Origin of the sequence: Sphingorhabdus buctiana, assembly GCF_042680825.1 — a bacterium.
Classification (GTDB): Bacteria; Pseudomonadota; Alphaproteobacteria; order Sphingomonadales; family Sphingomonadaceae; genus Sphingorhabdus_B; species Sphingorhabdus_B buctiana.
The window spans coordinates 18683-42719 of record NZ_JBHUEL010000003.1 but is presented as its reverse complement, the minus strand read 5'-3'; the positions used below and the strand labels follow the sequence as shown (position 1 = coordinate 42719).

The window sequence follows — 24037 nt, the reverse complement described above, 5'->3', positions numbered from 1 at the left end:
TCCCTGTGAGCGTTGGGTTATTGCTTCTTGCAGGTGCTGACCCCGACCAGCGTATAGGCCGGGCACCAGCGGAATAGCCCGGTGATGAGCGGGATTAGTCCCACCCATCCCCAGACGGTTTTCGGCCCGATGAAGACGAGCGAAATCAGGATAAGGCCTGCGACAACGCGCAGGATGCGATCGGTATTTCCAACATTGCGGTTCATGTTTTGCTGGCCTTTCTGCTTGAACTAACGCGACAGCATCAGTGGAACGCGCGATTGCATCGTTAGGTAGCGGGTGACGCCGCCGAGCAACGTTTCGCGCAACCGCGAATGGCCATAGGCACCGATCAGAATGCAGCCCGCGCCGTTATCAAGCGCGAATTGGTGAATGACATCATCAGTGTCACGCACGCCCGGTTTCAGCGTGTGCAATTCGGTGTTGATGCCGTGGCGCGAAAGATATTCGGATGCCGCGGTCTGCGGAAACTCCTCATCCTTGTCGCCGACCGAAACCAGGTGGACCGCTGAGGCCATCTGCAGAGTCGGCAGGGCATGGCGGATCGCCCGCGCAGCCTGTTCGGAAGCGTTCCAGCCGACAACGACCGGTGCTGTCGGATCGACACGATCACAACCCGTCGGAACCACCAGCACAGGGCATCCCGCATGCACAACGACTGCATCAACGATCGGCAACGGGTGCGCGATATCGCCCTTATGCGGCCCGGCCTGACCCAGCACGACCAAGTCGGCGAGCGAGGATGCCGACACCAGCGTTTGCGCGACATCGCCATCAAATGCCTGCCAGTCCCAACGAACATCTTCGTTGGAGAGGCGTTCTTCGACGAGTTTTTGCAAGGCATCCTGTTTCTTGCGCAGTTCTTCGATGAGGATGCTGCTGGTGAACATGCCACCAGCAGGATCGAAGGTCGCATAAGCGCCGTAAGGCGTCACGTGCATGCAAGTAAGATGGGCATCATGCGCGCGGCAAATATCTAGCGCGGCGGTGAGGCGGCCATCGAAGCCGCTATCGTCATGGACGTGAACTAATACAGATTTCAGCATTGCAACTTCCCCTGCAATTCCGTGCGGATGCAGCAAATTTTAGATTCGCTGCGGCGAATGTCCTTGACCAAAGACAAGGAACTTCTTGATTGAGATCAAAGCCAATTCTCCGCGAAATCCCTAGCGTCGCGGCATTATGTGGCCTTATTTCCCGGATCTTTTGGCACGGCCTGTGCCGCGATATACCAGCTATCCGCCGGCCACCTTGTTCACAGAGGAAGTCGGAGCTGAGTCGCAGGCTCGGGCGCTGAACAGCGTAGCTTCCGGAACGCCAATCTCGCTCTATGCGCATATCCCCTACTGCCAGTCGATCTGCTGGTATTGTGGTTGCAACACCGGGGCTGCAGGCCGGACGCAGCGGTTGCATGCCTATCTTGAGGCACTCGAAGCGGAAATGACGCTCGTTGCAAAGTTGCTGGGCGGTCGAGGCCGGCTGCAACGCATTGCCTTTGGTGGCGGCAGCCCCAACGCGATCGAGCCCATTGCTTTTGTTCGGTTGGTCGACCGGCTGGTGACGATGTTTGCAGGCAACAATCCTGACATTTCGGTTGAAATTGATCCGCGCGCCTTCAGCCTTGAATGGGCCATGACACTGGCAGTCGCACAGGTCAGTCGCGTGAGTTTCGGGGTCCAAAGTTTCGATCCGGAAATCCAGGCCGCTATCGGACGCATCCAGCCTGTTGAAATGATCGAAACCTGTATGGCTTCGCTGCGCGCCCGGGGCATCCGTGCGATCAATTTCGATCTGATGTATGGTCTGCCTTACCAGACCAATGAGAGCCTGTTGACCACGCTCGACCATGTTCTGCGTATGCGACCTTCGCGAGTCGCGCTCTTTGGCTATGCCCACTTGCCACATGTTTTCCCGCGGCAGAAGCGTATCGATGGCGCGGCGCTGCCAGGTGTAGAGGCGAGGTTTGAACAAGCGGCGATTGGGTATGAAAGGCTTGTCTCCGATGGCTATGTGCCTATCGGCTTTGATCATTTCGCGCTGCCAGACGATCCGATCGCGATTGCGGCAGCCGAAGGCAAGGTGCGGCGCAACTTTCAAGGCTTCACCGAAGACCAGTCTGATGTGCTGATCGGATTTGGCGCCAGCGCAATCAGCCAGTTTCCGGACGCTATCATACAGAATGAAAAAAATCCAGGAAACTACCGGCAGATAGTTGGTGCACACCAGCTTGCTGGTCGACGCGGCCTGACCCTCAATGGCGAAGACCGTTTGCGTGCAAAACGGATCGAGCAATTGCTTTGCACGGGGCGCGCCGAGGCATCCTGCCTTTCGGACGACATTGCGGCCATGGCATCGCTACGGCAGCTTCTGGAACGCAAGCTTGTTGTTCAGGATGGTAATGACATCGAACTGACCGACGCAGGTCGGCCTTATGCTCGCGTAGTTGCGGCCCTGTTTGATACGACGCTGCCTGCTCTCGGCGCTGGGTCCTTGGCTGCCTGACCTTAATCTGGCGCTTTAACCGCCCAGACCAGGAATTCGACATTGCCTTTGGGGCCGGTAATCGGGCTTTCGGTGAGGCCTGCCACCCGCCAACCAACACTTTCCAGCCATGCCGAAACTTCTGCGCACACCCTTTGATGGACGGCTGAATCGCGGACCACTCCGCCTTTCCCTACCTCGCCCCGGCCTGCCTCGAACTGAGGTTTGATGAGCGCCACGAGCTGCGCCTCGGGCTTGGCGAAAGTCATGGGCCGTTCAAGTACCTTTGACAGGCTGATGAAACTGGCATCGCAGACGATGATGTCGACCGGTTCTTGCACATGCTCCGCTGTCAAAATCCGCGCGCTTGTCTGTTCGTGCACAATGACACGCGGGTCCTGTCTCAATTTCCACGCCAGCTGGTTGGTGCCGCTGTCGACGGCATAAACCTTCGCCGCGCCTTTATTGAGCAAAACGTCGGTGAAACCGCCGGTAGAGGATCCGACGTCGATGGCGACGGAGCCTGTCACGTCGATTCCGAAATGCTCCAACGCATGGGCAAGCTTGATGCCGCCCCGTGAAACCCATGGATGATCCTGCCCCTTTACCGATATCTCGGCATCGTCGGCGACCTGCAACCCCGCCTTGTCTGCTTTCTTGTCACCCAGCATGACATGCCCGGCCATAACCAGTGCCTGCGCGCGCGTCCGGCTCTCGGCGAGGCCGCGTTCGACGAGCAGTTGGTCTATCCGGACTTTCGGTTTGGCCATGATGATTTGGGGCCTAGCCCAAAGCCGGGCGATTGGCCATAAGGGTATCCATGCGGTTAAAGCCATTGATCCTCTTGCCCGTGCTTGCACTTGCGGCCTGCGCTTCACCCAAGCCAGCCCCTGCGCCGCAACCGGCGCCCAAGCCAGCGGCGCCCATGGTCAGCGAAGCGCCAAAGCCTACGCGACCAAGCGGCGAATGGATCGACTGGCCGATTGAACCTGGAACATGGGTTTATCGCACCGATGCCCGCGGATCGATTGCCCTTTTCGGCATTGCGGGTGCAGATGCGACGCTCACCTTGCGTTGCGACAAAGGGCGCTCACGCATCTTTTTGTCGGTTGCGGGAACAGGTTCTGGTGGTTCTATCTTGATCCGGACCAGTTCGACGATGAAATCGCTGCCCGCGTTGCAAGCTTCCACAACCCCGGCATATTACGCTGCTGAAATCATGCCACGTGACCCGATCCTCGATGCCATGGCCTTCAGCCGCGGGCGTTTTGCCGTTGAAGTCAGCGGTTTGCGATCAATGGCCATTCCCAACTGGGCCGAACTGGGCCGGGTAATCGAGGATTGCCGCTGATTGCGGGCAATAAAAAAGGGGCTTTGGATGGCCCCGCGCAAGAGGCAAGATATTTGCCAGAAAATTTTCGAAAAACAAGTCTTGTTTCCAAGATTCGCTTGATTCAAATTTGAGTCGCGGAGGGCAAGCAGATGCAAGACGCAAACAGTTTTCAACAATCGAAAGGAGGTGATCCGATGTCTCATGGTTCAGTTACGAGGTCGGACATTTCCGTTCGGGGGATCGGCTGCTGATATCAGCATGACTACCACTCCCGGCAGCGGCTAGTCCGGCTGCTGACCATGCAAGAAAGGGGTCGCTCCTAAACGGCGCGGCCCCTTTCGCATATCTGCCGCTTGCTTTGTCGAACGGCGCTGGAATCTTTTCGCCACTACCCTACATAGGCCAAACGAAAGTCGAGGCAGATTATGGCATTTCTCAAAGGCGTGTGGCGGTTTCTGGTTGCCCTCAAGGACGGGCTGGCATTGCTATTCCTGCTTGTCTTTTTCGGTTTCCTTTATGCACTTTTGAGCGCTGGCCCCAATCCAGGGGCGGTGCATGATGGTGCCCTGTTGCTTGAACTTGATGGTACGGTATCGGAACAGCCGGCTGCGATCGATCCGGTTGCAGCCCTTCTGTCGCAACGCGCGCCGGTGCGCGAATTCCGCCAGCGGGATATATCGCGCGCACTTGAGCTAGCTGTCAGCGACAATCGGATAAAGGCAGTGGTGCTCGATCTCGATCGCTTCATGGGCGGCGGGCAGGCCAGCCTTGCGGCGATTGCAGAACGGATTGATGCGGTGCGCAAGACGGGCAAGCCGGTCTATGCCTTCGCAACCGGATATACCGATGATGGCTATCAGCTTGCGGCGCATGCGAGCGAAATCTGGCTTGATCCAATGGGCGGCGTTTTGCCTACTGGCCCAGGCGGCTCTCGCCCCTATTTCAAGGGACTGTTCGACCAGTTGGGCATCAAGGCACACATCTATCGCGTCGGCACTTTCAAGAGCGCGGTCGAACCTTATATGCGTGCCGACCAGTCGCCCGAGGCCGAGGCGGCGATGCAGTCGCTTTATGACGAGGTTTGGGCCGAGTGGCGCCGCGATGTCGCCAAGGCCCGACCAAAGGCCAAATTGGACGCCCTACTGGCCGATGCGCCTGCCGCTGTCGAAGCGGCTAAGGGGGATTTGGCGCGATTGGCACTTACCAATGGACTGGTCGACAGGCTGGGTGACCGGGTAGCTTTCGGCAAATATGTCGCCGCCAAGGTAGGCAAAGGCCGTGACGAGTCGGCGGGCTCTTTTGCCGAAACGCGGCCGGATGCATTGCTGGCTGCGCATAGCGCTCCCAGTGCAGGCAGTCCCATCGGCGTTGTTACCATTTCGGGCGAGATCATCGACGGCAAAGGCGGGCCGGGCATTGCCGCAGGCGACAGCGTATCTGAGCTGATCTATAAGGCGCTGCAGGACGATAGCCTCAAGGCCTTGGTCATTCGTGTGGATAGCCCTGGCGGTTCTGTCACCGCCTCCGAAAAAATCAGGCTCGCTATCGCTGAAGCGAAAAAGCGCAAGCTGCCGGTGGTAGTATCGATGGCGAACCTTGCTGCCAGCGGCGGTTACTGGATTTCGATGCCGGCCGATATCATCCTGGCCGAGCCCGAGACGATCACAGGCTCGATCGGCATATTTGGAGTTTTGCCTTCCGGCCGCGAAGCGCTGGGCAAATGGGGTGTGACCACCGATGGCGTGCGCACCACCCCATTATCGGGGGAGCCTGATGTCCTTGGCGGTATCAGTCCGGAATTTGATCGCTTGGCGCAGGCGGTGGTGGAAAAGGGATATCGCGACTTCCTCACCCGTGTTGCCGCATCGCGCAAGAAATCGGTCGAACAGGTCGATGCCGTTGGGCAAGGCCGTGTGTGGGCTGGCGCCACAGCGCGGCAACTGGGTCTGGTGGACAAGATGGGCGGCCTTGACGCCGCCCTTGCCGAAGCGGCCCGCCTTGCAAAACTTGGGAAAGATGATTGGCACCCGCGCTACATCGATCCGCAGCCCGATTTTGCGAGCACATTGCTTGGCGGTTTGATGCCCGAGCCGGCACAAGCGCAAATGCCGACCGATCTCTTTGGCCGTGCAGCTTGGGAGCAGCAAATGCTGTTCGAACAAATGGCTGCCGACCTGCGCATGCTGATGACGGCCAAGGGCGCCCAAGTGCGCTGCCTAGAATGCGCGGCAGTTGCCGGCGTACCTATGGCGGACCGTGATTCCGGGACAGGAAATTGGTTTGATATCCTGCTGACGCGGTTGTTCTAACCGCTGCGGAAGGCGTTGGTAATCGGGTAGCGCCGGTCGCGGCCGAAATTCCGGCTGCCCAGCTTCACGCCAGGCGGTGCCTGGCGGCGTTTATATTCGGCGATGTAAAGCAACCGTTCGATCCGCTCGACCACAGCACGATCGTGGCCACGCGCCGTGACCTCATCGACCGAAAGCTCCTGCTCCACCAACCCGAGCAGGATATCATCGAGCACGGGATATTCGGGCAGGCTGTCGCTGTCTTTCTGGTCAGGCCGCAGTTCGGCGCTGGGGGGACGCGTGATGATGGCGTCAGGCATTACCGCCCCATCTGGCCCGAGGCCGATGCGCGGCTTGTGCTTGTTACGCCAACGCGAAATCGCGAACACCGTCATCTTGTATGCGTCTTTCAGCGGGTTATATCCGCCCGCCATGTCGCCATAGATGGTGGCGTAGCCGACGCTCATCTCGCTCTTGTTGCCGGTGGTCAACAGCATGTGGCCGAACTTGTTCGAGAGCGCCATCAGCGTCACGCCGCGAATGCGCGATTGCACATTCTCTTCGGTAATATCGACCTCGCGGTCGGCAAAGCTGCCTGCCAGCATTTCATCAAAAGCGATCACGGCCGGATTGATCGGGATTGTATCGAGGCGGCAGCCGATCATCTTCGCGCATTCGCTGGCGAGGTCGAGGCTTAACTGCCCTGTGAAGCGGCTGGGGAGCATCACGCACCAGACGCGGTCCGGCCCCAGCGCGTCGGCGGCAATCGCGGCGCAGATGGCGCTGTCGATCCCACCCGAAAGCCCGAGCACGACGCCAGGGAATCGGTTGCGATCAACATAGTCGCGCAGCGCCAGCACCATCGCAGAATAGATGTCTGCCGGATGGTCTTCCCATTCCGCCAGTTCGCCCGCTTCGCATGTCCATCTGCCAGCCTGTTTGCGCCAGCGGGTGATCCGCAGATGCTCCTCCCAATCGGGAAGGTGGTGCGCGGCAACTCCATCTGCATTGAGGACAAAGGAGCAGCCATCGAAAACCAGTTCGTCCTGCCCGCCAATGCGATTGAGGAATATCAGCGGCAGGCCGGTTTCGGCGACGCGTGCGGCAAACACCTGCTCGAGCCGTCTGTCGTCCTTGTCGATTTCATACGGGCTGCCATTGACCGAAATCAGCAATTCGGCGCCCTGCGCCTTGAGGTGTGAACAGACTTTGGGCAGCCAACCATCTTCACAGATTGGCAGGCCAAGCTTGACCCCACGAAATTCCACGGGCTCCGGCAAAGGCCCAGGCTTGAAAATCCGTTTCTCATCGAAAGTGCCATAATTGGGGAGTTCGTGCTTCTTGCGGATCGCGGCGATTTTCCCGCCGTCGAGCAGCGCGACGATATTGTAGAGCGCATCGCCCTCTTGCAGGATCGAGCCGACGAGCATAGCCGGGCCACCATCGGCCGTCGCCTGGGCAAGCCGATCCAACTCGCGCGCAGCGGCTTTCTGGAAGGCAGGCTTCAGAACCAGATCTTCGGCCGGATAGCCAATCAGTTGCTGTTCCGGAAACAGCACCAGGTCGACCGCCCCAGCCTTTGCCCGCCATTCAAGCATGGCATCGGCATTGCCTTTCAGGTCGCCCACACGCTGGTTCAACTGGGCCATGGCGATGATCAGGGTATCGGTCATGCTTTCTTCCCTATTGTCCACAATCGAGGCGGGCAAGGCGATTGTCAGCCTCGGCCTCCTTCGCTAGGGCGACCTCACGATTCTCGAATGCGGCAAAAAGGGGTGGCGCGCATGAAATTGATTACCGGCAATTCGAACCTTCCGCTCGCAAAGGGCATCGCCGATTATCTTGGTCTCCCGCTCACCGATGCCAGCGTCCGTCGCTTTGCCGACAATGAGATTTTCGTCGAAATCCATGAAAATGTCCGCGGTGAGGACATGTTCGTGATCCAGTCGACCAGCCACCCGGCCAACGACAATCTTATGGAATTGCTGATCATGATTGACGCGCTGCGCCGTGCCTCGGCCAAGCGTATCACTGCGGTCATCCCCTATTTCGGCTATGCGCGCCAGGATCGAAAGCCCGGCCCGCGCACCCCGATTTCGGCGAAACTTGTCGCCAACCTGATCACCGAAGCTGGTGCTGACCGCGTGCTGACCGTTGATCTGCACGCCGGGCAGATTCAGGGCTTTTTCGATATCCCGACCGACAATCTTTACGGTGCGCCAGTGATGGCGGCCGACATCCTCGAGCGCCACAATGAAAAAAGCCTGATGGTCGTATCGCCGGACGTTGGTGGTGTGGTGCGCGCACGCGCACTGGCAAAGCGGATCAACGATGCACCGCTGGCAATCGTCGACAAGCGCCGCGAACGCGCCGGTGTGTCCGAAGTGATGAACATCATCGGCGATGTGAAGGATCGTTTCTGCATCCTGATAGACGATATTGCCGACAGCGCGGGAACGCTGTGCAACGCCGCCGACGCGCTCAAGGCGGCCGGTGCTGCCGACGTCGTCGCTTATATTACCCATGGCGTATTGTCTGGTGAGGCAGTCAACCGCGTCAATGCATCGAGCCTGCGCAAATTGGTGATTACCGATTCGATCATGGCGTCCGATGCAGCGCGTGACAGTGCCAAGATCCGCCAACTTCCGATTGCGCCGCTGCTTGGCGAAGCGATCAAGCGTATTGCCGATGAAAGCAGCGTTTCCAGCCTGTTCGACTGACGACATATGACAGCAACAAGACCCTGATAATAATGCTGTCTTGCGCTTTGCCTTTTAGCTTGGCAGGGCTTTTTACATGGTCGGGGCAAGAGAAATCGAATTGGCAGGACGACTCGCCGATGTTGCAGGCGGTGTGATCCGACCCTTTTTTCGTGCAAAGTTCGACCATGAAGCTAAACCCGACGCGACACCTGTAACCGAGGCCGATCGGGCAGCAGAAGCGGCCATTCGTGCTATCCTTGATGTCGATTGCCCGACCGATGCGATCATCGGTGAAGAATATGGCGAAAAGCCGGGAACGTCTGGCCGCAGCTGGATCATCGATCCCATCGACGGCACCGTCAGCTTCATGGCAGGGCGCCCGATATTCGGCACATTGATAGCGCTGCTCGAAGATGGCTGGCCGGTGCTTGGCGTGATTGACCAGTGCATCAGCGGCGAACGCTGGATCGGCGCCACGGGGATGGGCACCACGCTCAATGGCAAGATCGCCTCGACCCGCGCCTGCAAGGAACTGGCAGTGGCATCGCTGGCAACCAGCGGCCCGCAATATTTCAGCCAGCATGATGGCGATCATTTCATGGCGCTTGCCGCACAAACCGCGCACAAACGGATGCTGTTTGGTGGCGATTGCTACAATTACGCGCTGCTCGCTTCAGGCCATATCGACATTGTCGTCGAGGCCGGTCTCAAACTGCACGATTTCGCAGCGCTTGTTCCCGTGGTCGAAGGCGCGGGTGGAATGATGTGCGATTGGAACGGCGAAATGCTTCACGCCGGCTCGGACGGCCATGTGATCGCACTTGGCGATCCCGCGCGTATGGAGGATGTGGTGGAGGCGCTCGCATGCAATCATTGAGCACCGTCGGCGATTACCAGTTCATCATGCCAGCGCCTGAATTGCGGCGATATTTTTCCAGTTACTATTTCTTCGAAATTTCAACCCCCGGTGGGGTTGAGCTTGAGGATTTGCTCTATCCCGAATGGGCAAGCGCGCGGTTCATGCTCGAGGGCAACATCCCCGCGAGCCTTGTGCCTGATCCTGTTGTTCCGGTGCCGGCAGCTTCGATGACCGGCCCAACCAGTCGAGCCTGCCACATTTCCTGCTCGCACGCCCGCATGGCAGGCATCGGCGTTACGCCACTCGGTTGGGCCCGTTTTGTGGGCGCTAGTGCCCATGCCTATGCCAATGCGGTATTCGATGTGACGCGCGAACCGGTGTTCACGCTGTTCGGGAATATCTGGCAGGAGATACAAGGTCTCTCCGATCATCGCGCAATCGCCGAGGTTTTTGACCGCCATTTGCTGGCCGCACTCGGCGCAGATTTGCCGCGTGAAGCCGAAATTGAACGCGTCCACGCGGCAATGGCTGACCCTGAAATTGTTGACGTTGTCCAGCTTTCGGAGCGCGTCGGGCTGAACAGCCAGGCGGTCGAACGACTGTGCCGCCGGGTGTTCGGATTTTCGCCGAAACGGCTGCTACGGCGCCAACGTTTTCTGCGTTCGCTCGCCCCGCGCATGCTTAACCCCGGTCTCAAATGGGTAAAGGTGCTCGACAGCAGTTATCATGACCAGGCGCATTTCAGCCGCGACTTTCGCGATTTCATGGGAATGACGCCCAAGGCATTCCTCGAAATGCCACGACCGATCAGCAAGGCAGCAGTCAGGGCCCGGCTAGAGGCGCTTGGCCAGCCGCTGCAGGTTCTGCAGGGCCCTGCCATTCCGCAAGCCCTTGACGCGGCGTAGTGCCACGGCAATGATTGGCCCTGTGGGGGGCAATTCCAGATGACCGGTATAGATGGCGAAAGTCATACGCGCTTCATCGCACCGCATCCCCGCTTGCAGCCCTATTTGTCGGTCTATTACTTCACTGCGATTGATAGCCAGGATGGGCAACCGGTCAGTGATTGGATGAACCCCGAATGGGCCAGCGTGCGCTTCAGGTATAGCGGCGATACGACCGGCGGATTAGTAGGTGAACCGCTGGTCGATGTTCCCCCGATGCATTTTGTCGGGCCGACGAGCTTAGCGGGGCCGTTCTCTGCGATGCACGCGCGGATTGCGAGCGCCGGGTTCCTTCCAGTCGGGTGGAACATGTTCATCGATCATCCGGCGCATGAATGGGCAGACCGGTTATCGGATGCATCGTTGGTAAAAACGACCATATCGTTCGAAGCGATGATGCAAGCGGCCCAAACTCTTACGACCGTGGAAGAAATGGCTGCGGCCTTTGATGCCCTCTTGCTCGATGCACTCGACAACCGGCCATTGATCGATGCTGTGACCGAAAAACGGATTCGCGCCGCCCATGACGCGCTTCTCGATCCTGAAATTGCCAATGTCGGTCAAATGGCCGACAAACTTGGGCTCTCGATTGCACAGTTGCAGCGGATGTCGCTGCGCATATTCGGCTTTCCCCCCAAATTGCTGCTGCGACGCCAGCGATTTCTGCGGACATTGGCCGTCATCATGCACGACCCGGAAAGCAATTGGTCCGATGCGCTCGACGCGCATTATTATGATCAGGCGCATTTCAACCGCGATTTCCGGCGGTTCTTCAAGATGAGCCCCCGTCAATATCGCCAACATCGCCATCCCATTATCGGGGCCGCTGCACGCGCACGTATCCAGGCGCTTGGCGATCCATTGCAGGCATTGCAAAAGCCGACCGCAGCATCGGCGGGCTGAATTCCCCAAAAGCCTTGCATTTGGCTGCGAATCCCGCTAGGCGCACGCCTTCCGAATGAGCGGGCTGGCTAAAAGGGCTGCCATGTTTGCTCGAAACGGACATCCAAAAGGAGACCGAAATGCCCAAGTTGAAGACCAAGAGCGGTGTCAAAAAGCGTTTCAAGCTTACCGCAACCGGCAAGGTGAAGCACGGCGTAGCCGGCAAGCGCCACCGCCTGATCAGCCACAATGGCAAATATATCCGCCAAAACCGCGGCACCGACGTGATTTCGGATGCCGACGCCAAGGTCATCAAGGCCTGGGCGCCCTACGGTTTGAAATAAGGAGCGCTGAGATATGGCACGCGTCAAACGGGGTGTAACCACCCGCGCCAAGCACAAGAACATCTTGGAGCAGGCAAAAGGCTTTTATGGCCGCCGCAAGAATACCATCCGCATTGCCCGCCAGGCTGTCGAAAAGGCCGGCCAATATGCGTATCGCGACCGCAAGGTTAAGAAGCGGAATTTCCGCGCTCTCTGGATCCAGCGCATCAACGCTGCTGTCCGCGTCGAAGGCCTGACCTATGGCCAGTTCATGCACGGGCTTAAGCTCGCCGGTGTCGACCTTGACCGCAAGGTCCTTGCCGACCTCGCGATGAACGAAGGCGCGGTGTTTAGCAGCATCGTTGCGCAGGCGAAGGCGGCGCTGCCGAAAGCAGCTTAAGCCAGTCCCTTCGAGTAATGCGCAAATGGGCGTGAGCGGCACTTGCCGTTCGCGCCCATTTGCTTATCAGGCGAACCGATATGAGCGATATAGCAACACTCCAGAACCAGATCCTCGCCGCTATCGATGCGGCCGACACTCCAGACACGCTTGAAGCCGTTCGCATCGATGCGCTTGGCAAGCAGGGCAGCGTTTCCGCGCTGCTCAAATCGCTTGGCCAGATGTCGCCAGAAGAACGGCAGCAGCAAGGCCCGGTGATCAACGGCCTGCGTGAGGCGGTAACCAATGGCATCGCCGCCAAAAAGGCTGCTCTCGAAACCGCAATCCTCAACCAACGGCTTGCGACCGAACGCCTCGACATGACGCTGCCCGCGCCGGAAAGCCCGCGCGGCACCGTGCATCCGGTGAGCCAGGTGATGGATGAACTGGCGGAAATCTTCGCCGATATGGGCTTTGCCGTTGCCGAAGGGCCAGAGATCGAAGACGATTGGCACAATTTCAGCGCGCTCAACATTCCCGAAACGCATCCCGCACGTGCGATGCACGATACCTTTTACTTCCCCGACCAGATGGAGCGGGATGGTAGGAAGATGCTGCTGCGCACGCACACCTCACCGGTGCAAATCCGCACGATGACAAGCCAGGAACCGCCGATCCGCATCATCGCGCCGGGCCGGGTCTATCGGTCGGATAGCGACGCCACCCACACGCCGATGTTCCACCAGGTCGAAGGCCTTGTGATCGACAAGGGAATTCATCTTGGGCACCTCAAATGGACGCTCGAAACCTTCCTGCGCGCCTATTTTGAAAATGACGATGTCACGCTGCGCTTGAGGCCGAGCTATTTCCCGTTCACCGAACCATCGGTAGAGGTCGATGTCGGCTTCAGCTGGGTAAAGGGCAAGCGCGTGCTTGGCGGAACCGAGAACTGGATGGAACTGCTCGGCAGCGGCATGGTCCACCCCAAGGTGCTGCGCAATTGCGGCATTGATCCGGATGTCTATTCGGGTTTTGCCTTCGGTGTCGGTGTCGACCGGTTGGCGATGCTCAAATATGGCATGGACGATCTGCGTGCCTTCTTTGACGGTGATAATCGCTGGCTCCAGCATTACGGGTTCAACGCCCTCGATGTACCCACGCTCAGCGGGGGAGTAGGCGCATGAAATTCTCGCTCAGCTGGCTGAAAAGCCATCTCGACACCGATGCAGATATCCATGCGGTATCCGATTGCCTCAACCGCATCGGCCTTGAAGTCGAAGGCATCGAAAATCCGGCCGAAAAGCTTTCGGCGTTCCGCATCGCCAAGGTACTCAGCGCGGCTCCACACCCGCAGGCAGACAAGCTGCAGGTGCTGTCGGTCGATGCCGGCAGCGGCCCGATGCAGGTCGTCTGCGGCGCACCCAATGCGCGCGCTGGATTGGTCGGCGTGTTTGGCATGCCGGGTGCAGTGGTGCCCGCCAATGGTATGGTGCTCAAAGTGGCCGCGATCCGCGGGGTCGAATCGAACGGCATGATGTGTTCGGTCGCCGAACTTGAACTTGGCGACGATCATGACGGCATCATCGAACTTCCCGCCGATGCGCCTGTGGGCCAAGTGTATGCCGATTGGGCAGGTCTAGATGATCCGGTGATCGAAGTTTCGGTTACCCCCAACCGGCAGGATTGCATGGGCGTGCGCGGCATTGCCCGCGATCTAGCGGCTGCAGGCCTAGGCACTCTTAAACCACTCGAAGTGCCATCGATCACGCCCGCATTTGCATGCCCTACCGAAATCCGCACCGATGATGCCGAGGGCTGCCCGGCCTTTTATGGCCGTGTGATCAAGGGTGTCCGCAACGGTGCTTCGCCCGACTGGATGCAGGCGCGACTGAAATTTGCAGGGCAGCGCCCGATTTCGGCGTTGGTCGATATCACCAACTATGTGATGCTCGATCATGGTCGCCCGAGCCATGCCTATGATCTTGCGAAGCTGACTGGTGCAGTGTTCGCCCGTCGCGCGCAGGACGGCGAGACGGTTACCGCGCTCAATGGCAAGGACTATGTGCTCAATGCAGAGATGACGGTGATTGCCGATGAGGCAGGCGTGCACGACATTGCCGGCATCATGGGTGGGGAACATTCGGGCTGTTCGGAAACGACGACCGACATGCTTTTGGAAGTCGCCTATTTCACGCCCGAACGGATTGCCAAAACCGGTCAGGCGCTGGCGCTGACTTCGGACGCGCGCAGCCGTTTTGAACGTGGTGTAGACCCGGCATTCCTCGACGACGCGGTCGAAATCATTACCCGACTGGTCCTCGATATTTGCGGTGGTGAGGCGTCGGATATCGTCCGTGCCGGGCAACCGCCGGTTGATCGCAAGACGCTGGCTTACGATACATCCCGCTGTGCAACATTGGGCGGTATCGACGTGCCGGCGGAGCAGCAGAAAGCTATCCTCGAATCGCTTGGCTTCGAGGTGGCTGCCGACTGGACCGTGACCGTACCCACATGGCGCCGTGATATCGATGGGCCTGCCGATCTGGTTGAGGAAGTTGTTCGTATCGTCGGCCTCGACAATATCGTGTCGGTACCTCTGCCGCGCGCAGATGGTGTGGCAAAGCCCACTGCAACCGCACAGCAAGGGATTGAGCGCAAGGTTCGTCGCGCGGCTGCGGCACGTGGCCTCAACGAAGCGATCAACTGGTCCTTCCTTCCCGAAAAGGAAGCGGCAGCATTTGGTGGAGGTACCTGGAGCCTTGCCAATCCGATCAGCGAAGACATGAAGGTCATGCGGCCCTCGCTCCTTCCCGGATTACTTTCGGCCACCCGCCGCAATATGGATCGGGGTGCTTCCTCGGTGCGCTTGTTTGAAATCGGCAGGCGCTATCTCTCAGATAGCGAACGGTTGACGGCAGGTATTGTGCTTGCGGGTGATAAATCGCAGCGCAGCTGGGCGAGCGGCAAGGCGGCAAAGTTTGACGCCTATGATGCCAAGGCTGAAGTTATCGCCTTGCTCGCTGCGGCTGGTGTTGCGACCGACGGCCTGATGGTGATGGGCGAAGCCGGCGATCATTACCATCCCGGCCAATCGGCTACGCTGCGAATGGGGCCCAAGAATATCCTCGCCGCATTCGGTGCGCTGCACCCCGCCACTGCCAAGGCCTTTGACCTTGATGGGACGGTGATTGCGGCCGAAATCTTCCTCGATGCGATCCCGGCGAAAAAGGGTGCTGGCTTCATGCGCCCCGCTTACTCACCGCCCGCCTTGCAGGCAGTGACCCGCGACTTCGCCTTCCTCGTTCCCGAACAACTCGCGGCGGGCGATCTCGTCCGCGCGGTCAAAGGGTGCGACAAGGAAAATATTGTCGCGGTTCGGCTGTTCGATCGCTTTGCCGGCCAAGGTGTGCCGGAAGGGCAGGTCAGCCTTGCGATTGAGGTGACATTGCAGCCAGACGAGAAAAGCTACACCGACGAGGATTTGAAAGCGATCAGCGATCGTGTGGTGGCAGCGGCGGCCAAACAAGGAGCAAGTTTGCGCGGTTGACGCAGCGCAACTTGTTACTTGCCTGCTGGCACATTCTCATGCTGTTAAAGGCGTTTAGATGGCTACAGCCATGATCGCTTTTGATGGAGTTCGGGTGCGTGCGAAAAACGTCGCTGAAGAATCTGGTAATCATCCTCGCCGCTGGCGCCACTGCTTGCGGGGGAGGCGGTAGTTCGGGTGGTGGAACTGTTGTCGCCCCGCCGACAAGTGCGACTCCACCCCCTTCACCGCCTTCATCCACTGCATGCAGCCTGCGCAACCGTCAGGATTTTGCCTTTTCCGTCCTCAACGAATGGTATCTGTTTCCCGAAACGCTGCCCTCGTCGCTTGATCCTTCGCCTTATTCCACCGTTGGTGCTTATATCGACGCGTTGACTGCAACGGCGCGTTCGCAGGGCCGTGATCGCTATTTCACTTATATCACCTCGATTGCGGAGGAGAATGCCTTCTTCTCTTCCGGTGCGACGGCTGGCTTTGGGGTGCGTTTCGCCTTTCAGGGTTCACGATTGTTCGTGATCGAATCTTTCGAAAATGCACCAGCACTGACCGCTGGAATTGACCGCGGAACCGAAATCCTTGCGATTGGTACGTCGGAAACCAACTTGGTTCCGGTTAGCGACATCATCGCAACTCAGGGGTCTGCCGGGATCAGCAGTGCGCTCGGCCCGAATACGGTCGGAACGACTCGAGTGCTGCGCATTTCCAACGCGGCCGGAACGCGCAATGTTACCATTTCGAAGGCCGATTATAACATAGACCCGCTTTCATCGCGCTATGGGGTGAAAGTCATCAGTGATGGCGGTCGCCAGGTTGGCTATATCAACATGCGCACTTTCATCTCTACCGCTGATAACCAATTGCGCACCGCCTTTGCCGATTTCCGCGCGCAAGGGATTACCAACATCGTTATCGATTTTCGTTACAATGGTGGTGGCTTGGTCTCGACCGCGGAATTGATGGGTGACCTTTTGGGTGGAAACCGAAGCACCAGCGACATTTTCTCGATCACCCGATTCCGGACTTCGAAGGCGTCGAATAATGAAACCCGCCGCTTCGCGCCGCAATCCCAATCGGTATCGCCGGTCAAGATCGCCTTCATCACCACCGGAGCCACAGCATCGGCAAGCGAATTGGTGATGAACAGCTTCATTCCCTATTTGGGCGTGAATGCCGCCCTTATCGGCAGCAACACCTTTGGCAAACCAGTTGGCCAAATCGCGGTTGATCAGTCCGCATGCGATGATCGCATCCGTGTTGTGGCGTTCGCGAAGGACAATTCGGCTGGACAGGGCGATTATTATTCGGGCCTTGCGAGCAATATGCGCACGACATGTGCAGCACCGGATGACATAGGGCGGCCGCTGGGCGATCCGGCAGAGGCTTCGCTCCGCTCCGCGCTCGATTTCATTGCAGGTCGATCATGCACGCCGGTAACCGCAGGGCAAAGCCCGCAGGCGGACGGGCAAAGGACTGATCGCCGAGTAGTGCCCTTACCCAAGGAACCCAATACGGCCCAACGCGAGGTGCCTGGGCTCTTCTGAATTGGGAAATAAGAAAGGCCGGGGCGTGAACCCCGGCCTTTCCGTTTCACTCCTGGGAGAGGGTAGGAGCGTAAAATCAGAAGCGATATTCAAGGCTGACGGTCGCCGTGCGCGGCGGGCCGTAGAAGCCGATGATCGAGTTGCCGAACAAGGCGCCCGGGAAGTTGTAACCACCAACCCGATAGCGCTCGTTAGTCAGGTTCCGCAGGTTCAATGACAGCTTGAACTTGTCATTACCCGAGGTCCATCCAGCCGAGGCATCGACCAGGAAGTAACCATCCGGATCAAGCGCCGGGGTCGCGATTTCAAACATATAGGCATCGCTGCGCATCGAAACCGCCGGCGTGAACGAGAAGGTTCCGCCGAACAGGTCAGCCGAAGCGGTCGCCGAAACGCTTGCCGTCCACTTTGGCGTGTTCTGGAAGAAGCGCTGATCCGCAACGTCGACCGGCGTGGTGCCGCCCGCGATGAAGGTCAGGAATTCCTTGTAATCCGCATTGGTGTAACCAAGCGCCGCATTCATCGAGAAATAGGGCGAAGGCACCGCACGCAGTTCCAGTTCGGCGCCCCAGATATCCCCGCGACCGGCATTGTCGACGAAGCTGGCGATGCCACCGGTTACGATATTGGGCACCTGGATGGTGACCTGCTGGTTCTTGTATTTGGATTTGAACAACGCAACATTGGTGAACAGCTTGCGGTCAAGGAATGCACCCTTGAAACCGACTTCATAGCTGTCGATCGTTTCGGGTTCATAACCATTGACGGTGGTTGGCGTGAACACCGCGTCGCCGCGCATGTCGAAACCACCCGATTTGAAGCCCTTGCCATAGGATGCATAAAGATTGGCATCTTCGTTAGGCTGATAGCTGATCGAGACTCGCGGCGTCAGCTTTTCGAAGCTGCGGTCGTTGGTGTAATCGGTGCGGATCAGACCCGGAACCGCTGCAGCATTGCCGAACAGCGGGCTACGAATGCCGGTATAGTTGCGGCGGAACACGGTGCCGGTTTTATCGTCCTTGGTGTAGCGGAGGCCGCCCGAAATTTTGAGCTGCTCGGTTACATCAAAGCTGACATCGGCAAATGCCGCATAGCTCTTGGTCTTGACCGTACCCGAGGTGAGGGTGGTGGTGTTCAACGCACCCAAGACCGTATCGAAAGCGCCGCTTGCACGGGCATCGAGATAATAGAGACCGGCAACGCCCTGGAAGCGGTCGCCGTCGAACAGCAACTGCAGTTCCTGTGTGAACTGGCGGTCATCGTAGAATGCGGGAACGTCGAGCACGGGCCCCGGCGTGTTATCGAAATCGATGACGGTGTCGGTATGGCCATCACGATAAGCCGAAATCGACTTGAAGGTCAGAGTGTCGGAAAGACCGAACTCGGCGGTCAATGATAGGCCCTGCGTTTCGACCTTGTTGTCATCGCCAATGCCGGCGCGGGTATCATAGACACTCGCGGTCGGTTCGAACGCTGCGACGCCACCATTGCCGACGAGGCGTGTGCCGTGGCGCGGGTTCGATTTGTCGATGATCTTGTCGGCAGCAACGCGGATGAAGACCGTATCCGAAGGTGCGAATTCGGCCGAGATGCGACCGGCAAGAACATCCTTGTTATAGTGCTCTGCGCCCGTGTTCAGGTTTTCGCCAAAACCATCGCGCTGGTACCAGGCAACTGCACCGCCGATCGAGAAGGTATCGCCGAGGGGAATGGTGATCTGTCCGACCAGGTCTACCTGGTTGTACGAACCATAAGCTGCACGGACCTTGCCGCTGAATTCATTGCCGAGGCGGTTGGTGACATATTTGACGGCGCCACCAATGGTGTTGCGGCCGTAGAGCGTGCCCTGCGGGCCGCGCAATATTTCAACCCGCGAAACGTCAAAGATGTCGAGCACCGCACCTTGGGGACGCGCAACATAGACATCGTCGACATACAGGCCGACGCCGGGCTCAAAGCCCCACAGCGGATCCTGTTGGCCGACGCCGCGAATGAAACCGATGAGGGTGGAGTTCGAACCGCGCGCGATCTGCAGCGTCATGTTCGGTGCCTTGTCTTGCAAGGCAGTGATATCGACAGCGCCTTGCGCAGCGAGTGTATCGCCCGAAATTGCGGTGACCGAAATCGGAACGTCGATCAGGCTTTCTTCGCGGCGGCGGGCGGTGACGATGATTTCGCCGCTTGCATCGGCTTCTTCGGCGGCTGCTTCATCCTGCGCCCAAACCGGAGCGGCAATGGCCGTAACGGAGCCAAGCGCTATCCCCGACATCAGAACTGCGCGTGTAAACGATTGGAATTTCATAAAATCCTCTCTTCCATGCATTCGAATATGCGGCTGCCCCGCTATTTTCTGCTTGCTCCATACTGAAAGTTGAACCATCTTTCAACTTTAACGAGAGGAATTTTGCAAATGGTCGCCATGCGTGGCATGGATGCAACAATGACGGGGGAAGACAAGGCACCGCGCACTGAACGCGGTCGTCGCACTTTGCGTGCGCTGCTTGATGCTGCGCGTGCGGAATTCGGGGAAAAAGGGTTTCACGATAGTTCGGTCGTCAGCATCACCAGCCGCGCCGGCGTCGCGCTCGGCAGTTTCTATACCTATTTCGATTCGAAGGAATCGCTGTTCCGAGCGCTGGTGAAAGACATGTCGGGGCAGGTGCGCGACCATGTTGCACCTGTGTTACCCGGCGTAGGCGACCAGATCGATGCCGAAGGCCGCGCGCTCGCCGCTTTCCTGTTGTTCGCGCGGCAGCATAAGGAAATCTATCGGATTATCGATGAGGCTGAATTCGTCGCTCCCGATGCCTGGAAGGCGCATTATGGCACGACTGTCGAACGTATCCTTGAACGTTTGAAGGCTGCCGAAACGCGCGGCGAACTATCAGGTCCGATCGATGAGGCGCATGCATGGGCGATCATGGGGATGAACGTTTTCCTCGGCCTTCGCTATGGTGTCTTGGGGGAAGAACGTGCGGTTGAAGACATTGCCGAGGTCGTAAACCGGATGTTGCGCAAGGGACTGGGCTAGACCCCCATCGTCATCCCCGCTATGCGCCGCGGCCATGACCACTGCACCTTGGGCCACCCGCCGTACCTTTGCGATTATTTCGCACCCTGACGCGGGTAAAACGACGTTGACTGAAAAACTGCTGCTTCAAGGCGGCGCAATCCACTTGGCTGGTGAAGTCAAGGCGCGCGGTGCCGCGCGTCGCGCGCGTTCGGACTGGATGAAGATCGAGCAGCAGCGCGGCATCTCGGTCACCAGCTCGGTGATGACGTTTGAGAAAGACGGGATTGTCTTCAACCTGCTAGATACGCCCGGTCACGAGGACTTTTCCGAAGACACTTACCGAACGCTGACCGCGGTCGATTCCGCGATCATGGTGATTGACGCGGCCAAGGGTATCGAACCGCAAACGTTGAAGCTGTTCGAGGTCTGCCGTCTCCGGTCGGTGCCGATCATCACTTTCGTCAACAAGGTCGATCGCGAGGGCCGCCCCTGTTTCGAGATACTCGACGAGGTTGCTGACAAGCTTGCGCTCGATGTCTGCCCGATGAGCTGGCCCGTGGGCATGGGCGGCACCTTTGAAGGGATACTCGATTTCGCCACCGGCGGCGTATCCCGCCCCGAAGGCGACAGCCGCGAATTTCTCGGCACGATTGACGCAAACCCGACATTGCCTGCCGAAGTCGCCGAAGAAGTCGAACTGGCGCAGGCAGGCTATCCCGAATTTGATCTGGAGGCCTATCGGCACGGTGACCTGACCCCGGTCTATTTCGGCTCCGCACTCAAGAATTTCGGTGTCAGCGAGCTGATCGATGCGATTGCCAAATTCGCGCCGCCACCGCGCCCGCAACCAAGCGAAGCGGGCGAGATTTCGCCGGACAATGGCGAAGTCACCGGTTTCATCTTCAAGGTGCAGGCCAATATGGACCCTCAGCACCGCGATCGTATCGCCTTCATGCGACTGTGTTCGGGCACCTTCAAACGTGGGATGAAGCTGACGCCTTCGGGCCTTGGCAAGCCGGTCGCGATTCATTCGCCCATCCTGTTCTTTGCGCAAGACCGCGAGATTGCCGATACGGCTGAACCCGGCGACATCATCGGCATTCCTAACCATGGAACGCTGCGCGTCGGCGATACGCTGAGCGAGAAAAACGGCGTGCGCTTCACCGGCCTACCCAACTTCGCGCCGGAAATCCTGCGCCGCGTGGTGCTGCGCGATCCGACCAAGACCAAGCAGCTGCGCAAGGCGCTCGATGACCTGTCCGAAGAGGGCGTGATCCAGGTTTTCTATCCGGAGATCGGTTCAAACTGGGTGGTTGGCGTTGTCGGCCAGCTCCAGCTCGACGTCCTGATTTCGCGGCTCGAGGCTGAGTATAAGGTTGATGCCTTCCTCGAGCCTGCACCCTATGATACCGCCCGCTGGCTGATTGGCAGCGATACCGCGCTCAAGGCGTTTGCCCAGTTCAACGGCGGCAACATGGCGAAAGACCGTGACCGCAACCCGGTCTTCATGGCCCGCTCGTCATGGGATGTCGGCTACCAACAGGAAAAAAATCCCGATCTGACTTTCAGCGCCACCAAGGAACGTTAAGCCGCAGGCCTTACCTCTACCGGCACGCCTGAAAAGGCGGCATTACCCGAAAGCGGATCGAGCGCATCCTCTTCGGTCAGATCGTTGATGCTCGCGCCGGCATGCGCCTGCGCCACGGCCATCGAAACGCCGGGCAGGTTGTGGCCCCAGCCATGCGGGATCGATACCGTGCCGGGCATCATGTCGTCGGTCACCTCGACCGGCAGCTTGATCGCGCCGCTTTTTGACGAGACTTCTGCCAGCGACCCATCGCCAAGATTGCGCGCGCGGGCATCGTCGGGATGGATCATCAGCGTGCAGCGCTCGGGCCCTTTCACAAGCCGCGGGCTGTTGTGTAGCCAACTGTTGTTCGACCGCACATGGCGCCGCCCTATCAGCCGCAGGCGATCGTCATTTTGATGCGCGAATGTCGCATGGAGCCGATCGAGATCGGCTACTAACGTTGCGGGCGCGCAGTCGATCCTCTTGGTCGGCGTCCGCAGCCGTGCCGGAAGGCGCCCTGCCTGCAATGGTCCAAAGTCCTTGCCACTCGGCTCCGCTTCGACCTCTGCCAGCGATACGCCATAGGGGCCGGCTTTCAGAAGATTGTCGAGCAATTCGCGTGGGGTGGCCCGTTCGATCGGCACGCCCGATATCGCTTCGGCCAGCTTGCGTAATATCTGCCAATCCTGCAGCGTCTCTTCCTCCGCCTCAAACAGCGGTTTCGAGAATTTTCCGAAATTGCGGATTGCAATGGGCAGCAGGAACAGGCCGTAATGCTCGCGCTCCAACGGCCCTGCTGGGGGCAGGATATAATGCGCGCGGCGGCTGGTGGCGTTGCGGTACATGTCGATCGAGACCATCAGGTCGAGGCTTTCGAGCGCCGCATCGAGCCGCCGGCCATTGGGCGTTGAAAGCACCGGATTGCCAGCGACAACGAACAGCGCCCTGATCTGGCCTTCGCCCGGCGTTTCGATTTCCTCGGCCAGCGTGGCAGCCGGAAATTCGCCCATCACTAGCGGATGGCCCGATACGCGCGAGTGGCGACGCCCGATCGAACCCGGCCCGGCCATCTCGACGGTATCAACCAGCGGTGTTGGGAAAAGGAGCCCGCCTTCTCGGTCCAACTGCCCAGAGGCGATGTTGATGAGTGCAATCAGCCAGGCATTCAATGTACCAAAGCCCTGCGTAGCTGCACCGATACGGCCGTAAAGTGCCGCGGGCCCGCTCACCATGCGATCGGCGAGCCATTGGATGTCGCTAACCGTTACGCCGCTTTGCGCAGCGCAGGTCTCACTGTCAAAGCCCGAAATCGCTTCGGAAACCGCATTCAGATTGTCGATATAATCGGGAAGCGCAGGGCGCTGTGGATGCGCGAGCACTGCCTTCAGCAATGCCACCAGCAACAACCCGTCGGTTGCCGGGCGGATGAACAAGTGGCGATCTGCAATCTTCGCGGTTTCCGTTCGCCGCGGATCGATCACCACCAATTGCCCGCCGCGCTTTTGTAGCGCTTTCGCCCGGTTGCGGAAATCGGGGACGGTCCAGACGCTGCCATTCGATGCCATCGGGTTGCCGCCCAATATGATCATCGTTTCGGTGCGGTCGATATCGGGCACGCCCCACAGCCCCGAATGGCCGAAAAGCGCGAGGTTGGCGACCATGTGCGGCATTTGGTCGACGGTGCTCGCCGAATAGATGTTCTTGAGACCCAGCGCTTTCTTGAGCTCGCCCGACACTAGCGAATTGGCATAGCTGTGGGCATTGGGGTTGCCGATATACATAGCCGCACCGCCGGGATCGCGCGCAAGGATTTCGCGGGTACGCTCGCCAATTTCGGCAAAGGCCTGTTCCCAGCCGATTTCTTCCCAATTGTCGCCATTGCGTTTCAACGGTTTGCGCAGCCGGTCCGGATCATTTTGCAGATCGGCCAGCGCAGTCGCCTTGGGGCAGATATGCCCGCGCGAGAGCGCATTATCGGGATCGCCCTTGATCGAAATGATGTCGCGTCCCTCGGCGGTGACGATGATCCCGCAATTGGCTTCGCATATGCTGCAAGTGCGATGATGGGTTATGGGCATGGTCGACTCTCTCCTCGACAGGCACGCTATAGCGTTTGTGAGGGGATGCAAGGTTTTGGAGCGGTGCTTGACGACCGCATTGGCATACCGCAAATCC

The 24037-nt window shown here is 58.8% G+C and carries 20 protein-coding genes; 14 read left to right on the top strand and 6 right to left on the bottom strand.

The features are described from left to right. Positions 1–17: 17 nt before the first annotated feature. A complete protein-coding gene (locus ACFSAG_RS03180) occupies positions 18–206 on the bottom strand; it encodes a YgaP family membrane protein (protein WP_381511352.1) in 189 nt (62 codons plus the stop codon). 24 nt (positions 207–230) lie between these two features. Next, positions 231–1046, bottom strand: coding sequence for a universal stress protein (locus tag ACFSAG_RS03175; RefSeq protein WP_381511350.1), 816 nt, complete (start codon positions 1044–1046; stop codon positions 231–233). Positions 1047–1218: 172 nt separating this feature from the next. On the opposite strand from ACFSAG_RS03175, the gene hemN reads away from it, so the two are divergent. After that, positions 1219–2502: an oxygen-independent coproporphyrinogen III oxidase gene (gene hemN / locus ACFSAG_RS03170; protein WP_381511347.1), complete on the top strand. Its 1284-nt coding sequence runs from the start codon at positions 1219–1221 to the stop codon at positions 2500–2502. A gap of 2 nt (positions 2503–2504) precedes the next feature. On the opposite strand, the gene ACFSAG_RS03165 is transcribed toward hemN, so the two are convergent. Beyond that, a complete protein-coding gene (locus ACFSAG_RS03165) occupies positions 2505–3251 on the bottom strand; it encodes a TlyA family RNA methyltransferase (RefSeq protein ID WP_381511346.1) in 747 nt (248 codons plus the stop codon). A 50-nt stretch (positions 3252–3301) separates the two neighbouring features. Between ACFSAG_RS03165 and ACFSAG_RS03160 the strand changes: the two genes are divergently transcribed. Together ACFSAG_RS03160 and sppA are read left to right on the top strand one after the other, a co-directional pair. Then, positions 3302–3832 (top strand): hypothetical protein, encoded by a 531-nt coding sequence (locus ACFSAG_RS03160; protein ID WP_381511344.1) that lies wholly within the window; start codon positions 3302–3304, stop codon positions 3830–3832. A 407-nt stretch (positions 3833–4239) separates the two neighbouring features. Further along, a complete protein-coding gene (gene sppA / locus ACFSAG_RS03155) occupies positions 4240–6123 on the top strand; it encodes a signal peptide peptidase SppA (protein ID WP_381511342.1) in 1884 nt (627 codons plus the stop codon). On the opposite strand, the gene ACFSAG_RS03150 is transcribed toward sppA, so the two are convergent. Continuing rightward, a complete protein-coding gene (locus ACFSAG_RS03150) occupies positions 6120–7775 on the bottom strand; it encodes an NAD+ synthase (protein ID WP_381511340.1) in 1656 nt (551 codons plus the stop codon). The genes sppA and ACFSAG_RS03150 overlap by 4 nt on opposite strands. Positions 7776–7886: 111 nt before the next feature. On the opposite strand from ACFSAG_RS03150, the gene ACFSAG_RS03145 reads away from it, so the two are divergent. The 9 genes from ACFSAG_RS03145 to ACFSAG_RS03105 all read left to right on the top strand — a co-directional run bounded on the left by ACFSAG_RS03145 (position 7887) and on the right by ACFSAG_RS03105 (position 17279). Beyond that, the gene (locus ACFSAG_RS03145; protein ID WP_374614167.1) at positions 7887–8822 is read left to right on the top strand and encodes a ribose-phosphate pyrophosphokinase; all 936 of its coding nucleotides are present in this window, start codon (positions 7887–7889) and stop codon (positions 8820–8822) included. A 76-nt stretch (positions 8823–8898) separates the two neighbouring features. Then, on the top strand, positions 8899–9681 hold the full coding sequence (locus ACFSAG_RS03140; protein WP_381511338.1) for an inositol monophosphatase family protein: 783 nt from the start codon (positions 8899–8901) through the stop codon (positions 9679–9681). After that, on the top strand, positions 9669–10568 hold the full coding sequence (locus ACFSAG_RS03135; protein WP_381511336.1) for a helix-turn-helix domain-containing protein: 900 nt from the start codon (positions 9669–9671) through the stop codon (positions 10566–10568). Before ACFSAG_RS03140 ends, ACFSAG_RS03135 begins: the two co-directional genes overlap by 13 nt. A gap of 39 nt (positions 10569–10607) precedes the next feature. Beyond that, positions 10608–11510: a helix-turn-helix domain-containing protein gene (locus ACFSAG_RS03130; protein ID WP_381511334.1), complete on the top strand. Its 903-nt coding sequence runs from the start codon at positions 10608–10610 to the stop codon at positions 11508–11510. Between the two features lie 119 nt (positions 11511–11629). Then, positions 11630–11833: a 50S ribosomal protein L35 gene (gene rpmI, locus ACFSAG_RS03125; protein ID WP_374614175.1), complete on the top strand. Its 204-nt coding sequence runs from the start codon at positions 11630–11632 to the stop codon at positions 11831–11833. A gap of 13 nt (positions 11834–11846) precedes the next feature. After that, positions 11847–12212, top strand: a complete 366-nt coding sequence (gene rplT, locus ACFSAG_RS03120) for a 50S ribosomal protein L20 (protein WP_374614177.1) — start codon at positions 11847–11849, stop codon at positions 12210–12212. A gap of 80 nt (positions 12213–12292) precedes the next feature. Then, entirely contained in the window at positions 12293–13375 is a 1083-nt protein-coding gene (gene pheS / locus ACFSAG_RS03115) for a phenylalanine--tRNA ligase subunit alpha (RefSeq protein ID WP_381511331.1), read from the top strand. Then, entirely contained in the window at positions 13372–15738 is a 2367-nt protein-coding gene (gene pheT / locus ACFSAG_RS03110; RefSeq protein ID WP_381511329.1) for a phenylalanine--tRNA ligase subunit beta, read from the top strand. Before pheS ends, pheT begins: the two co-directional genes overlap by 4 nt. An 83-nt stretch (positions 15739–15821) precedes the next feature. Continuing rightward, on the top strand, positions 15822–17279 hold the full coding sequence (locus ACFSAG_RS03105; RefSeq protein WP_381511328.1) for a S41 family peptidase: 1458 nt from the start codon (positions 15822–15824) through the stop codon (positions 17277–17279). Positions 17280–17355: 76 nt separating this feature from the next. Here the strand turns inward: ACFSAG_RS03105 and ACFSAG_RS03100 are convergent, their stop codons facing one another. Next, on the bottom strand, positions 17356–19581 hold the full coding sequence (locus ACFSAG_RS03100) for a TonB-dependent receptor (protein ID WP_381511326.1): 2226 nt from the start codon (positions 19579–19581) through the stop codon (positions 17356–17358). Between the two features lie 108 nt (positions 19582–19689). On the opposite strand from ACFSAG_RS03100, the gene ACFSAG_RS03095 reads away from it, so the two are divergent. Together ACFSAG_RS03095 and ACFSAG_RS03090 are read left to right on the top strand one after the other, a co-directional pair. Further along, positions 19690–20310, top strand: a complete 621-nt coding sequence (locus ACFSAG_RS03095; protein WP_381511324.1) for a TetR/AcrR family transcriptional regulator — start codon at positions 19690–19692, stop codon at positions 20308–20310. Positions 20311–20344: 34 nt separating this feature from the next. Beyond that, on the top strand, positions 20345–21880 hold the full coding sequence (locus ACFSAG_RS03090) for a peptide chain release factor 3 (protein ID WP_381511322.1): 1536 nt from the start codon (positions 20345–20347) through the stop codon (positions 21878–21880). Here ACFSAG_RS03090 and ACFSAG_RS03085 read toward each other — a convergent pair. Next, positions 21877–23940, bottom strand: coding sequence for a molybdopterin oxidoreductase family protein (locus ACFSAG_RS03085; protein ID WP_381511320.1), 2064 nt, complete (start codon positions 23938–23940; stop codon positions 21877–21879). The two genes, ACFSAG_RS03090 and ACFSAG_RS03085, sit on opposite strands and share 4 nt — an antisense overlap. Between the last annotated feature and the right edge of the window lie 97 nt (positions 23941–24037).

Coding starts and splice junctions, on each gene's coding strand:
- ACFSAG_RS03100 (WP_381511326.1), bottom strand. CDS start 19,581: ATGAAATTCCAATCGTTTACACGCGCAGTTCTGATGTCGGGGATAGCG.
- ACFSAG_RS03140 (WP_381511338.1), top strand. CDS start 8,899: ATGGTCGGGGCAAGAGAAATCGAATTGGCAGGACGACTCGCCGATGTT.
- ACFSAG_RS03165 (WP_381511346.1), bottom strand. CDS start 3,251: ATGGCCAAACCGAAAGTCCGGATAGACCAACTGCTCGTCGAACGCGGC.
- sppA (WP_381511342.1), top strand. CDS start 4,240: ATGGCATTTCTCAAAGGCGTGTGGCGGTTTCTGGTTGCCCTCAAGGAC.
- ACFSAG_RS03175 (WP_381511350.1), bottom strand. CDS start 1,046: ATGCTGAAATCTGTATTAGTTCACGTCCATGACGATAGCGGCTTCGAT.
- pheS (WP_381511331.1), top strand. CDS start 12,293: ATGAGCGATATAGCAACACTCCAGAACCAGATCCTCGCCGCTATCGAT.
- ACFSAG_RS03160 (WP_381511344.1), top strand. CDS start 3,302: ATGCGGTTAAAGCCATTGATCCTCTTGCCCGTGCTTGCACTTGCGGCC.
- ACFSAG_RS03090 (WP_381511322.1), top strand. CDS start 20,345: ATGACCACTGCACCTTGGGCCACCCGCCGTACCTTTGCGATTATTTCG.
- ACFSAG_RS03095 (WP_381511324.1), top strand. CDS start 19,690: ATGGTCGCCATGCGTGGCATGGATGCAACAATGACGGGGGAAGACAAG.
- ACFSAG_RS03145 (WP_374614167.1), top strand. CDS start 7,887: ATGAAATTGATTACCGGCAATTCGAACCTTCCGCTCGCAAAGGGCATC.
- ACFSAG_RS03180 (WP_381511352.1), bottom strand. CDS start 206: ATGAACCGCAATGTTGGAAATACCGATCGCATCCTGCGCGTTGTCGCA.
- ACFSAG_RS03130 (WP_381511334.1), top strand. CDS start 10,608: ATGACCGGTATAGATGGCGAAAGTCATACGCGCTTCATCGCACCGCAT.
- rplT (WP_374614177.1), top strand. CDS start 11,847: ATGGCACGCGTCAAACGGGGTGTAACCACCCGCGCCAAGCACAAGAAC.
- ACFSAG_RS03105 (WP_381511328.1), top strand. CDS start 15,822: ATGGAGTTCGGGTGCGTGCGAAAAACGTCGCTGAAGAATCTGGTAATC.
- ACFSAG_RS03085 (WP_381511320.1), bottom strand. CDS start 23,940: ATGCCCATAACCCATCATCGCACTTGCAGCATATGCGAAGCCAATTGC.
- pheT (WP_381511329.1), top strand. CDS start 13,372: ATGAAATTCTCGCTCAGCTGGCTGAAAAGCCATCTCGACACCGATGCA.
- ACFSAG_RS03135 (WP_381511336.1), top strand. CDS start 9,669: ATGCAATCATTGAGCACCGTCGGCGATTACCAGTTCATCATGCCAGCG.
- rpmI (WP_374614175.1), top strand. CDS start 11,630: ATGCCCAAGTTGAAGACCAAGAGCGGTGTCAAAAAGCGTTTCAAGCTT.
- ACFSAG_RS03150 (WP_381511340.1), bottom strand. CDS start 7,775: ATGACCGATACCCTGATCATCGCCATGGCCCAGTTGAACCAGCGTGTG.